General features: G+C 65.2%; 12 protein-coding genes. 3 read left to right on the top strand and 9 right to left on the bottom strand.

What is annotated here, in order from left to right:
- Positions 1–10 precede the first annotated feature (10 nt).
- The 8 genes from B9Z03_RS03515 to B9Z03_RS03480 all read right to left on the bottom strand — a co-directional run bounded on the left by B9Z03_RS03515 (position 11) and on the right by B9Z03_RS03480 (position 7,830).
- Positions 11–1,069 (bottom strand): ABC transporter ATP-binding protein, encoded by a 1,059-nt coding sequence (locus tag B9Z03_RS03515; RefSeq protein WP_085462908.1) that lies wholly within the window; start codon positions 1,067–1,069, stop codon positions 11–13.
- 55 nt (positions 1,070–1,124) lie between these two features.
- Positions 1,125–2,132: a DUF2804 domain-containing protein gene (locus B9Z03_RS03510; RefSeq protein ID WP_176247417.1), complete on the bottom strand. Its 1,008-nt coding sequence runs from the start codon at positions 2,130–2,132 to the stop codon at positions 1,125–1,127.
- 35 nt (positions 2,133–2,167) lie between these two features.
- The gene (locus B9Z03_RS03505; protein WP_085462906.1) at positions 2,168–2,848 is read right to left on the bottom strand and encodes a GntR family transcriptional regulator; all 681 of its coding nucleotides are present in this window, start codon (positions 2,846–2,848) and stop codon (positions 2,168–2,170) included.
- A gap of 40 nt (positions 2,849–2,888) precedes the next feature.
- The gene (locus B9Z03_RS03500) at positions 2,889–3,749 is read right to left on the bottom strand and encodes a carbohydrate ABC transporter permease (protein ID WP_085462905.1); all 861 of its coding nucleotides are present in this window, start codon (positions 3,747–3,749) and stop codon (positions 2,889–2,891) included.
- The gene (locus B9Z03_RS03495; protein ID WP_244561653.1) at positions 3,746–4,672 is read right to left on the bottom strand and encodes a carbohydrate ABC transporter permease; all 927 of its coding nucleotides are present in this window, start codon (positions 4,670–4,672) and stop codon (positions 3,746–3,748) included. Before B9Z03_RS03495 ends, B9Z03_RS03500 begins: the two co-directional genes overlap by 4 nt.
- Positions 4,673–4,698: 26 nt before the next feature.
- Positions 4,699–6,024, bottom strand: a complete 1,326-nt coding sequence (locus B9Z03_RS03490; protein WP_244561652.1) for an ABC transporter substrate-binding protein — start codon at positions 6,022–6,024, stop codon at positions 4,699–4,701.
- Between the two features lie 229 nt (positions 6,025–6,253).
- Positions 6,254–7,021 (bottom strand): ABC transporter permease, encoded by a 768-nt coding sequence (locus B9Z03_RS03485; protein WP_085462903.1) that lies wholly within the window; start codon positions 7,019–7,021, stop codon positions 6,254–6,256.
- Complete coding sequence (locus B9Z03_RS03480) at positions 7,018–7,830, bottom strand: ABC transporter ATP-binding protein (protein WP_244561651.1); 813 nt, start codon at positions 7,828–7,830, stop codon at positions 7,018–7,020. The genes B9Z03_RS03485 and B9Z03_RS03480 overlap by 4 nt, the downstream gene beginning before the upstream one ends.
- 227 nt (positions 7,831–8,057) lie before the next feature.
- Between B9Z03_RS03480 and B9Z03_RS03475 the strand changes: the two genes are divergently transcribed.
- From B9Z03_RS03475 to B9Z03_RS03465, 3 genes are all read left to right on the top strand, one after another.
- Positions 8,058–9,881 (top strand): adenine deaminase C-terminal domain-containing protein, encoded by a 1,824-nt coding sequence (locus tag B9Z03_RS03475; RefSeq protein WP_176247416.1) that lies wholly within the window; start codon positions 8,058–8,060, stop codon positions 9,879–9,881.
- Positions 9,882–9,910: 29 nt separating this feature from the next.
- The gene (locus tag B9Z03_RS03470; RefSeq protein WP_085462900.1) at positions 9,911–10,891 is read left to right on the top strand and encodes an ABC transporter substrate-binding protein; all 981 of its coding nucleotides are present in this window, start codon (positions 9,911–9,913) and stop codon (positions 10,889–10,891) included.
- A gap of 138 nt (positions 10,892–11,029) precedes the next feature.
- Positions 11,030–11,938, top strand: coding sequence for a LysR family transcriptional regulator (locus B9Z03_RS03465; RefSeq protein ID WP_085462899.1), 909 nt, complete (start codon positions 11,030–11,032; stop codon positions 11,936–11,938).
- A gap of 27 nt (positions 11,939–11,965) precedes the next feature.
- Here the strand turns inward: B9Z03_RS03465 and B9Z03_RS03460 are convergent, their stop codons facing one another.
- Entirely contained in the window at positions 11,966–12,742 is a 777-nt protein-coding gene (locus B9Z03_RS03460; RefSeq protein ID WP_085462898.1) for an IclR family transcriptional regulator, read from the bottom strand.
- Positions 12,743–12,796: the final 54 nt, after the last annotated feature.

Here is a 12,796-nt window from a genome sequence, read left to right as displayed (position 1 = left end):
GCACCAGAGCCTAGGCGGCGATCTCCCGGCGCTTTCCCGTGCCGGGGTCGAAGATATGGAGATGTGCCGGCGGAACGGAGAGATGGATCGTTTCGCCGGGCTTCACCTCGGTGCGACCACGCACGAGCACGCGCACGATCTGGCCTGCGATGCGCGCGGTGATCTGCGTCTCCGAGCCGGTGGGCTCGACCACCGAGACGACAGCCGGCCAGCCTTCGGCGGCAATCGTGAAATGCTCAGGCCGGACGCCGGCGACGATACGGTCGCCGGTCGGCAGCGCCACCGGCAGGTCCAGTCGTTCGCCATGATCGAGCGCCAAGGCGTTGCCTGCGACGAAGCCCTCGAGAAAATTCATCGGCGGCGAGCCGATGAAGGCGGCGACGAACAGGCTCTGCGGCCGATCGTAGAGTTCGAGTGGCGGGCCTTCCTGCTCGACATTGCCGCCATTCATGACCACGACGCGGTCGGCCAAAGTCATCGCCTCGATCTGATCGTGCGTGACATAGACGGTCGTGGTCTGGAGCCGCTGATGCAGTTCCTTCAGCTCCGACCGCATCTCGCCGCGCAGCTTGGCGTCGAGATTGGACAGTGGTTCGTCGAACAGGAACACGTTCGGATCGCGCACGATGGCACGGCCCATCGCGACGCGCTGGCGCTGGCCGCCGGACAAAGCGCGGGGCTTGCGGTCGAGCAGGCTTTCGAGGCCGAGGATACGGGCCGCGTTGAGCACGCGCTCCTCGATCTGCGCCTTCGGAACGCGCCGCTGCTTGAGCGCAAAGCCCATGTTCTCGCGCACATTCATGTGGGGGTAGAGCGCGTAGTTCTGGAACACCATGGCGATGTCGCGGTCGCGCGGCACGACGTCGTTGACCACTCGGTCGCCGATCGCGATGTCGCCGGAGCTGATGTCCTCCAGGCCGGCGATCATGCGCAGCAGTGTCGACTTTCCGCAGCCGGAAGGCCCGACGAGGGCGACGAACTCGCCGTCGGGGATGTGGATCGACACGCCATGGAGCACTTCGTGCCCACCGTACGACTTGCGCACGTTCCTGATGTCGACGGTGCTCATGCTTTCTTCCTCCTGCTGTCCCTCGGGTCCGATGTCGCCGGCGTGCGCCGGCTCATCACCAGCGCCGCGAGACTTCCTCCGCCCAGCCGAAGATGCGCTCGACCGGGACGGTTTCGCCCTTCTCGCTGACGATCGTTCCGTCGAACCAGCCGAAGACCTGGTCTTCCTTGCTGCGGACGATGAGGCGGTCGAAATTGGACTGGCGGTTGTAGACGGGGGTGAATGTCACATCGACTCGGTCGCCGCGGATCTTCCACGGCGCCATGAAGTTCCGACGGTCGTACACCCATTCCAGTTCCTGGCCGATCTTCTCGATGCGGCCGTCGATGCGCAGCGCGTTCTCGGTCGACGGCGTGCCCTCGGTCCATTTGCCGCCGAACTGCAGGCCGATTTCGCGACCGCGTGAGACGCCGCTGCCGGCCGCCCAGTTCCAGACGATCGAATAGGGCCAGCGGCCGCGCCCGTGATCGAGCGCTGCGTAGGCGTTCGACAGTTCATAGGTCTTGCCGTCGGCCTGGATCGAGCCCGTTGCGCGCAGGCAGTTGTCTTTGCGGGTATACTGGAAGCGCTTGTCGTCCCACGGCACGACGACGCCGAGCGATTCGTGGCCGGGCTCCTCATGCGCCATGATCTCGAGGGTGAGGCGCGGCGTGTCGGCCTTGAGCAGCGTGCCGCCGTCAACCGCCTGCATGGAAATGCGCATCCTGTCACCGGTGCCGGTGACACCGCCCTTGCCGGATTGTTCCGGCATGGGCGTGACCTTCTCGCGCGGCAGCCAATGGATCTCGGCTTGCGAGAAGGTGTGCATCGTCTTCAGGTCGAGGAAGAAGGTCGCCAGCGTCACGCGATAGTCGCCATGCGAGACATTGATCGCGCAGACGAGCTCGGGCGACGTCACGCACCAGTATTCGAAGCGCTTGTTGCGGCCCCAGCCCTGCAGGTTGGCGCGATGCAGCGGCCGACGCGTCCAGCCGACGGCGGCGGGGTTGAGCCGGCCGTTGGGCAGGCAGAGATCGACGGGCTGCGTGATCTCGCGCTCGTTCCTGTTAGGGCCGGCTGGCATCTGCATTTACCTTTGCTGCTTGTTCGGTGGGGCTGTCAGCGTTCGCCGGACGGAGCGGCCGGTCGCGAGACGGCGAGCTCGTTGATAAGGGCGACGCCGGCGGCATGCTCATGCGCTCTGATGAGTTCGGCAGCCTTGGCAAAATCGCGGGAGCGCACGGCATCGCGGATGCCGCAATGCTCGGCGAGCGATTCCGCCAGCCGCTGCGGCACGGCGGCGAAGCCCTGGTGGATCGCGGTCTGCGAGCGCAGGCTGGTGAGAATCTTGTAGCACCACTGCGAGGCCGGCGTGTCGCACAGCAGCGTGTGGAACTCGTTGTTGAGGCGCATGTAGGTCTGGACGTCGCGCTCGGCGACCGCCGCCTTGGACGCCTCGATGTTGGCGTCGATCTTCGCCAGCCGGGCCTCGTCGTAGGTCGGGCCGCTGAGTTCCACGGCAAGCGCGCCGATGAGGCTGCGAAGAGCATATATCTCGGTGATCTGCTCGCCGCCGAAGTGGGCCACGACGGCACCGACATGCGACTGCAGTTCGACCCAGCCGTCGGCGGCAAGCGCGCGGATGGCCTCGCGGATCGGGGTCTCGGAGATGCCGAGGGCCTCGGACACTTCGCGGGTCGTGATGCGGGCGCCCGGCCGGGCCTGGCCGGACAGGATCATGCCCTGGATATGCCGACGGGCGAGGTCGGACTTCGTCATGTAGAGCGGTGTAGGCGTCATATGGATTTCCCCGGCGGTGCCGTCGAACCTCGTGTTTGCGTCAGCCTTTGGTCGCCCCGTCGGCCATCCCCTGAACAAGCCATTTCTGCACCAGCATCGCGAAAACGACGACGGGCAGGACAGTGATGGTGCCGACGGCCGTCAGAGCCGCCCAGTTGGCGCCGTTGATCGTATCGCCCGCGATACCCTGGATCGCGACCGGAATCGTGGAGGCATTGCGGTTGGTCAGCACCAGGGCGAACAGCAGCTCTTCCCAGGCGAGGATCATGCTGAAGATCAGCGTCGACAGGAGCCCAGGCAGCGAGATCGGGACGATGATCTTGAAGAACGCGCCAAAGCGGCTGCATCCGTCGATCATCGCGGACTCTTCGAGTTCCTTGGGCAACGACAGGAAGAAGCCGCGCATCAGCCACATCACGTAAGGGATGAGGAAAGTGCAATAAGCGAGGATCAGCGTGATGTGTTGATCGGTAAGTCCAAGCTTACGCGCAACGAGGAACATCGGCACGGCGAGCGCGATCGGCGGGACACCGCGCGACAGGACGATCAGCAGGCCAATCATGCCTGCGCCGCGAAGCCGGATCCGCGCCAGCGCATAGCCGGCCATCGCGCCGGCGACGATGGACACAAGACCGGAACCGACCGCAACGATGACGGTGTTGACCAGCCGGCGCCAGATGTCGGGACGCTGGAGGTAAGTGGTGTACGACTCCAGCGTCGGAGTGAAGAACAGCGTCGGCGGCATGGTGAAGATGTCGCGCTGCTCCTTGAAGGAGGTCAGCACCATCCAGATCAGCGGAAACAGGAAGATGAAGCAGACGACGACGCCGGCGGAAATGCGCAGGCGGGATCCGAACCTGCTCCTGCGCCGCGTCGCAGCGTGATGGGCGATCGCGCTCAATAGCGTTCCTCCAGCAGGCGGCTGCCGCGCAGGAACAGGGCCGTGAGGATCATCGTGACGACCAGGATGATCACCGCCATGGCGGCGGATTCGGCGAAGCGCAGCGAGCGGAAGGCCTCTTCGTAGATGAAGAGGTTGATGACGTTGGTCGCGCCACCCGGTCCGCCATAGGTGGCGGCGAGGGCGATGTCGAACATCTTCACCGCGCCCAGCCAGCGCACGACGAAGGTCGCGGCGATGATGGGCACGAGCAGCGGCAACGTGATGGACCACAGCTTCGACCACCAGTTCGCGCCGTCGATCTCGGCGGCCTCGAAGACGTCCTTCGGCAGCGCGAGCAAAGCGGCGGTCGCGGTCAGGATGACGAAAGGCGTCCAGCGCCAGGTGTCGATGATGATGAGCGCGGCCATGGCGAGCGTCGCATCGCCGAACCAGTCGAGCGGGCCCAGCCCGACGAGACCGAGCAGGTAATTCACCATGCCCCAGAGCGGATCGAGGATCATGCGCCAGATGCCGCCGGCGACGACGGGGGCCACGACCATCGGGATGATGAACAGCGCGCGCACGACATTGCGGCCGCGCCATTCGGCATTGATCAGGAAGGCGATGCCGAAGCCGAGCACGATCTGCAGCGGCAAGGCGAAGACGAGGTAGATCAGCGTGACCTTCATCGAATCCCAGAAGCGGTAATCGTCAAGCACGTGGGCGTAGTTGTCCCAGCCTACCCACTCGACCGCGCTGAAGGTGGCGAGGTCGAAGCGGGAGAAGCTGATCTCGATCGTGTAGAAGATCGGATAGGCAAGCACGGCAAGGAGGAGCACCGCCGCGGGAACCATGAAGGCCCAGCGCGACAAGAGATCCGCGAACCGGCGGACGACGCGCGAATGCGATCCGCGCGTGCCGATGTGACGTTCGTCGACCAAGATGCTCCTCCCTTGTCGAGCGCCGGCTAGTTCAGCACCTTTTCGATCTTTTCCGAAGCGGTCTGCAAGGCCTCGGCGGCGGTGACGCGTCCGGCCATGGCGCGGGCGACCTCGTCGGCGAGGATCTGCTGCGCCGCGTCCGAACGCGGATTGCGGATGCGCCACATCTCGCCCTTTGCGGCGACGTCATAGGCCAGCTGCAACGCGGTATAGACGGGCGCCAGCCATTCGCTCTCCGGCTTCGAGGCGAGCGTGGACTTGCGGGCCGGGAAGGTGCCGAGCGTGTTGGCGCGCCAGGTTTCGCCCTCCTTGGAGCTCAGCCACTGCAGGAAGGTCCAGGCGGCCTGCTTCTTCTCGCTCTTGGCGCTGACCGCGCCGCTCCAGATGCCGCGATGTGCGCCCGGGCCGGCCGAGCCCGCCGGCAGGACCTGGATGCCGACCTGTTCGGGCGTCAGGGTTGTGGTCTTGGGATCGACCGCCGAGCTGCGGTAGACGCTGCCCCACTGGAACATGGCCGCGACGGTGCCCTGCCGGAATGCCTGCAGCGATTCGGTGAAGCCGTGCGCGAGCGCGCCCGGAGGGGCGAAGTCGAGCAGCTTCTTGTGGGTCTCGAGCGCCGCCGCGCCGATCTCGTTGTTGAAGGCGGGCTTGCCGTCGGCGTCGAGCAGCTTGCCGCCGTTGGAGTTCATGATGGTCTGCCAGATGGTCGGCGTCAGCGGCTCGCGCACGAAATAGGTGTCGATCGCCCAGGCGTCGACCTTGCCGTCGCCATTGGTGTCCTGCACCAGCTTCGGCGCCTGTTCGAGATACTGCTCCCAGGTGAGCGCCGGGGTCGGCTCGGGCACGCCCGCCTTCTGGTAGAGCGAGCGGTTGTAGAACATCATCAGCATGTTGGAGCGCAGCGGCACACCGTACTGCGTGCCCTTCCACTCGCTGGCGGCCAGCGGCGCGGCGTTGAAGTCGGCCCAGTCGAAATCGGCAGCGGTAAAGCCGGCCATCTCGGTGCTCTTCAGGTCCTGCAGGGCGCCGACGTCCGCGAGCTGCGGGGTCCACGGATCGTCGACGATGAGCACGTCGTAGACCGGGGTCGGGCTGGTGGCGTCGAGCATCATCTTGGCGAGCAGCTCGACATAGGGCACGCCGTCCACGGTCACCTTGATGTTCGGATAGTGCTTGTTGAACTCGGCCACTTCCGACGACTGGATCATGTTGGAGAAGGCCTCGTTGGCCATTACGTGGATTTCGACCGGCTCGCTCTGCGCCAGCGCGAAAGACGCCGGCAGGGTCGCAGCCAGCGTCGCGGCCACGAGCAGCGCGCGACGTGAAATCGAATTCGTGTGAGACTGTATCAAAGGATCCTCCCAAAATGGCCGCGCGGCATCCGCCGGGATGCCTCCGTCCGGCGGGTCTCCTCTACATTCTATAGAATATAGAATATAGAATGACGGACGGCATAGGGCCATGCCGCAGCCGAGTCAACCGTCGCGCAAAATTTGGCTGATGCTGGAGGGACGGCCGCTCTCCTGCGTTCAGGAAGCGCCGTCGGGGCGGCAGTTGGATCGCGCAAGCCGATCCGGACGGCTATCTGTCGAGCTTCGGAGCCCAGGGCGTCAGGCGGACCTGAACCGCGGAGACGAGCTGGTAGAGCGTCACGCTGATCGTTGCCAGCACGACCACCGCCGCCATCGCCATGGGAATGTCGAAGTCGCTGGTCGACCGCACGACGATGTAGCCGAGCCCGGAATTGGCGCTGACGAATTCGCCGACCACCGCGCCGATGACCGATCCGGTGATGCCGATGCGGAAGCCGTTGAAGATGAAGGGCAGCGCGTTGGGCAGCGAGATGGTGAGCACGCGCTGCACCTTGGACGCGCCGACCGTGATGCCGAGGTCGTTCATGTCGCGCGGCGTGTTCAGGATGCCCGACGCGGTCGACACCATGATCGGGAAGAAGCTGATCAGGGTGACGACGATCAGCCGTGAGGTCAGGCCGACGCCGAAGACGACCACGACGATCGGCGCGATCGCGATCACCGGCACGGCATGCGCGAAGACGATCAGCGGATAGAGCGCTTCCGAGGTGAAGCGGTTGGCGGCGAGCAGCACCCCGAGCGGAACGGCGATCGCGGCCGCCATCGCAAATCCGAGCAGGATGGTCTGGAGCGTCGCCAGCGTGTGGACCGTGAGCAGCGGCCAGCCGAAATTGACCGCCGCGCGAAAGATGGCGGTGGGCGCCGGCAGCAGGAATTCCGGCACGTCGAAGGCGCGCACGACAAACTGCCACAGCGCGAGCGCGGCCAGGAAGGCGAAGACCGGAAGGACGATCGGGCGGAGTGCTGCGTTGTTCATGCCGCGGCCCTCCCGTAGATTCCTTCGCGGACGCGGTCGGAATACTGCGCGAAGCGCGGATCGTGCAGCGTGGCCGGAGTGCGGTCCGGCGCCAGCTCGACGACGAAACTGTCCTTCAGGCGGCCAGGCCGTGGCGCCATCACGACGATGCGATCGGCGAGCAGCACCGATTCCGAAATGGAGTGGGTGACGAACAGGATCGTCTTGCCGGTGTGGCGATGAATGCGGCGGAGCTCGAACTGCAGCTCCTCGCGCGTCAATGCGTCGAGGGCACTGAAGGGTTCGTCCATCAAGAGGATCTTCGGATCGAGCACCAGGGAACGGCAGATCGCGACGCGCTGCTGCATGCCGCCCGACAGCTCCGACGGGTAGGCGTTCTCGAAACGCTCCAGGCCGACAAGCGCCAGCAGCTCGCGCGCCCGCACCCGGTGGTCGACGCCGGCGGCCGGCGAGCCGAAACGGACGGGATAGAGCACATTGTCGATCACGGTCTTCCACGGCAGGAGATTGGGCGACTGGAAGACGAGGGCGACGCGAGAGAAACCGCGCAGGCTTTCGGCTCCCGCCACACGCACCTGGCCCTTGGTCGTCTCGGTCAGCTGCGCAACGAGGCGCAGCGCCGTCGACTTGCCGCAGCCGGACGGCCCAACCAGCGAGACGAATTCACCCTGAGCAACAGAGAGGTCGAAACTGTCGAGAGCGAGGACGGGCTCGCCGTGCCTTGTCCGGAACTCGACGGATACGTGGTCGAACCGTATCGCCTCGGAAGTGGCAGGCAAGTCGGCGGCTGGTGGGTCCGAAATCGTCAAGGACAGCTCCGTGTTGCATTGAACCGAACAGACAGCCCGCCGCGAGCGCCGCGGTCAGGATCGCACCCCCTCCCCCAATGAAGCCTAATCGAAGGATTGCGCTGGAAACAAGCGGTTCGGCGGCCTTCGACTGTGCGTATTTTCCGCACACAAAGTGCCAAAGATTGCGCTTCTCAGGGAAGGCCTTCCGGACGCAGTCTCGCGATGTTCACATCGAGGAGCATAGCGTGTCGGAAGCAAGCATCCGCAAATCCCTGATCGACGTTGCGCTCGGCGTGGCCGAGGCCGATCTCATCCTGACGAATGCCAGGCTTTTCTACACGCTGTCGCGCGAGATCATCCTGTCCGACATCGCCATCCTCGGCGACCGCGTGGCCGCGGTCTCGCTCGCCGGCCAGAATGCATGGCGCACGAAGGCGACGAAGGATCTCGAAGGCCGCTATGTCACGCCCGGTTTCATGGACCCTCACGTCCACGTCGAATCGTCGATGCTGACCGTGCGCGAATATTCGAAGGCGACGGTCAGCCAGGGCGTGACCTTCATCGGGGCAGACCCGCACGAGATCGGCAACGTGCTCGGCGTGCCGGGCATGCGGCTGATGTTCGACGAGGCGAAGTTCGTGCCGCTGAAGATGCAGCTGCGCGTGCCGGCGCGCATTCCCGCCATGCCGGAATGGCTGGAGACCTCCGGCGCGCGGGTCGACATCGAGGCCACCGGCAAGCTGATGGACTGGCCGGAGGCCCTGTGCCTGGCCGGCGACATCAACCCGCAGCTTCTCATCCGCAAGGACGACGAGCAGATGACGAAGATCGAAATGGGCATTGTGCGCGGCATGACCATTTCGGGACAGTCGCCTTACCTGACCGGCCAGGACCTCAACGCCTATGTCGCCGCGGGACCGGAGGACAGCCACGTCGCCAAGAGCGTCGACGAGATCATCGAGAACCAGCGCATGGGGCTGCGGACGGTGTTCGCGCTCCGGCCGCACCGCCTCCACCGGCCGGAACTGCGCCAGCTCGCCGGCGTGATCCGCGAGCGCAGCCTCGATACCCGCTACCTGCAATTCTGCACCGACGACGTCTATGCGCACGAGCTGATCGACGAGGGCCACATCAACACCCGCATCAGGATCGCCATCGAGGAAGGTATCGATCCGATGACCGCCTACCAGATGGCGACGATCAACGTCGCGGAGGGGCTGCGGATCAACCGCATGTATGGATCGATCACGCCGGGAAAGTATGCCGACCTGGTCGTGCTCGACGATTTCGAGAAGGTGGATATCTTCGCGACGATGATCGACGGGGAATGGGCCTATCTCGACGGCGAACATGCGCCGTCCAAGGGGAACTTCACCTATCCGGACTGGTCGAAGCAGACCATGCGGGTCGCCGGTGCGATCACGGCGGACATGCTCGCGGTCAAGGTTTCCAGCAATGCGAGCGCGGCGCGCGTGCGCGCGCTGGCCGTCACCTCGCCGAAGTCGGAAGAGGAGTTCACGCTGCCGGTTGTCGACGGGGTCGTGATGCCGGATCCCGAGGCTGGCGCTTCCTCGATCGCGGTGATCGACCGGCACAAGGCGTCCGGCCGGATTGGCAAAGGCTTCGTGAGCAAGCTGTTCCTCCAGCGCGGGGCGATCGCGTCCACCGTGTCGCACGACGCACACAACCTGATGGTGATCGGCGCGAACCATGAGGACATGGCGATTGCCGCCAACCACGTCGTCGCCAACAATGGCGGCTACGCACTCGTCCTCGACGGCGAGGTGATCTACGAACTGCCGCTGCCGATCGCTGGCCTGCTGAGCGAAGGGTCGCTCGAGGAGGTCGCGGCCTGGACCCGCGAAATGGTGGAGATCCTGTCCGAAAGGCTGGGCGCGCCGCGCATGCAGAAGGTGCTGCTGCGCATGAATGGCCTGAGCCTGCCGAACATTCCGAACTATGGCTTCACCGACTTCGGCATGATGTCGACCAACGACCTCGTCACGCTGGAGCCGGTGATCGCCGAAGGAAGTCCCGCCGAACTCGGCGGCTGCATGCACGACCACTGATCCGTCCTCTCATCTCCCGGAGACCTCCCATGACACGCAAGCTTCTGATGTCCGTCGCGGCCCTCGCAGTCGCCGCCGGTTCCATTCTGTCCACGGCGGCGCGCGCTGCCGACGACGTCACGCTGATGCTCGACTGGACGCCCGGCGGTCTTGCGGGCGCCTGGTATCTCGGCGCGAAGAACGGCTGCTTCGGCGACAAGGGCATCAACCTCACCGTCGAGCGCGGCTATGGCGGCGGCGATACGGTGACCAAGATCGCGGCCGGCGTCGCGCCGTTCGGCACCGCCGACCTGAGCTCGATCATGCTGGGCAAGATCACCGCCGGCGCCAAGGTGAAGGCGATCATGCCGATCTATTCGACCTCGCCCGTCGCGGTCGCGGTGCTGGCCGACAGTGGCATCGGCAAGATCGCCGATCTCGAGGGCAAGACGATCGCGCACGCGCCGGGCGATTCCGGCATCAAGATCCTGCCGATCGCTTTCGGCAAGGCCGGGGCGGACTTCGCCAAGGTGAAGGTCGAGACCGTGGAGGCGGCGACGCTGAGCGGCCTGCTGATCCAGGGACAGGTCAATGCCATCACCACCTTCGTGACGACGGCCATGCTGATCAACGCGGCGGCGCAGAAGGCCGGCAAGGAGGTCAAGACGATCAACTTCGCTTCCGAACTCGGCGTCTATTCCAATTCGCTGCTCGCGTCCGAGGACACGATCGCGAAGAACCCGGCCCTCGTCGCCCGTTTCAAGGAGGCGGCCATCTGTTCCTTCGAGGCCGCCAAGGCCGATCCGGACGGGGCGGTGGAGGCGATGAACGCCGTCGTCGGCGGTCTCGACATGGCCGTGCACACCGGCATCGCCAAGGCCGCCCTGCCCCTGGTCTTCGAAGACGCGAAGTTCAAGGCAAGCGGCTTCGGCTGGAACATGGACGGCGTCGCGGCAACGCTCGACGTCGCGAAGCAGGCGCAGGGCGTGACCACGGACCTGACGCCCGCCGACTTCATCTACGAGAAGTAATCCTGCCCAGACATGGCGGCGGCATGCTCCCTCCGCCGCCATGCATTGGACAGGGGCAGCGATTCCGGCCAGTGTGTCGACAAACCCATCGGCCGGATTCCTGCTTTCCATGCCCAACGATAGAACGGTTCGTATCCCATGCCGCTGATCGCCTCGGCGGCAATCCTGCTCAACGCGGTCGCCAAGGCCGGCTCCATCCGCGGCGCGGCGGCGAAGCAGAACATCTCGCCCTCGGCGCTCAACCGGCAGATCCTCAATCTGGAAGAGGAATACGGCGCGCAACTGTTCGAGCGGCTGCCGCGCGGGGTCCGGCTGACGGCGGCCGGCGAGGTGCTGGTCGCGGACGTGCGCCGCTGGCTGCAGGACCAGGAGAAGTCCCGGCGGCATCTGGCCGAACTCAAGGGCGACATCAAGGGCCACACCTCCATCGGCCTGATGGAGAGCCTGTCCGAATACATGGTGTCGCGGCTGATGACCTCGATGCGCGAGCGCCGGTCGCTGATCTCCCTCGACATCGTGGTCGGCGGCACGGAAACGCTGCTCGACCGCCTGCTTGCCGGGGGACTCGATCTCGTCATCTGCTACGCCGCGCCCAGCCTTCCCGACCTCACCGTGATCAAGATGGTCGAACCGCGCCCCGGCATCATCGTCGGGCGCGACCATCCACTGGCCAACAACAAGAGCATCCGCATCAGCGACTGCTCGGACTATTCCTTCGTCATGCCCGACGCCTCGCTCAGCCTGCGCGAGAAGCTGGACAAGTCGCTCGAGCGGCTGAAATTCACCCCGCGCCACATCGTCACGACGAATTCGATCAAGGTGATGAAGATGCTGGTGCGCGACCACGGACAGATCGCGGTACTGGGCATGGCCGACACCTTCCTGGACATCGACCCGGGCGGCATCGTTCATATTCCCTTCGCCGACAAGATCCATCCCGGCTCGCAGCTGTCGCTGATCGCACAGCGACACGCGCGCATGAGCCCCGTCACGGCATTGATCGCGGACCGTCTCAAGGACATGCTGGGCGAGTTGCCCGGAGTCTGACCGCCGCTCTACCTCTGTCGAAGCATGTCATCGCGAAGACAGCGCCCGGCTGCTCTGCAGCAACCTGTCGCGGAGAGCGTCGGTCTGGTCCTCCGACAGGTCGACCGGCAGAACGAGGCAGATCGTGGCCTCGACATTGCCCTCGGCGCCGTAAATCGGCGCGGCGAGGCACTGCGTCACCGCATCCACCAGACCCTTGGTCAGGCAGTAGCCGTCGCGCTTTGCCTGGCCGATAGCCTCTATGAAGTCGCCGATGTCGATGCGCCGGCCATCGGGAAGCACCAGGTCCTCCGGCGCGATCAGTTCCTCGATTTCGGCGCGTGGGCGGCCGGCAAGCAGCAGCCGTCCCGATGCGGTCCACGGGATGGGGATCTGGAGGCCGACGGCCGAACTGATGCGGAACGGCCGGTTGCCGGGGCGCATGTGCATGATCGTGTAGCGGCTGTTCTGCAGCATGCAGAACTCGCTCGTTTCGCCTGTCTCCTTGGCGAGACGGTCGACCTCCATGCGCGCACGCTTGGCGAGCGAGTTCTCGCGGATGTAGTTCAGTCCGTAGAGGTACATCCGCTTGCCGAAGAAGATGCGCGAATCCTCCGGCGAGACCTCCAGCAATCCGGCCTCAGTCAGGTCGTTGACCAGAGTGTAGGTGGATGAGCGCGGCGCGTTGAGCGCCTTGGCGAGCGCACCGATCCGGATGCCCTCTCCATGGCCGTGCAGGAACTCCAGGATCTGCAGGATGCGGTCGACGCTGCGCTCGCGGCGCTGGGCGGTGTTCGGCTCGGCGGCGAGGGAATCGACGGTCATGTGCGGCTCGCTCTTGCGGATTTCGTACGGATCGGTATTCTGTCTCTAACACAA

The sequence above is a fragment of the Mesorhizobium australicum genome (genome assembly GCF_900177325.1).
Taxonomy (GTDB): domain Bacteria; phylum Pseudomonadota; class Alphaproteobacteria; order Rhizobiales; family Rhizobiaceae; genus Mesorhizobium_A; species Mesorhizobium_A australicum_A.
Note: the sequence above shows the minus strand (reverse complement) of the source record. Positions and strands in the feature narration are given on the sequence as shown.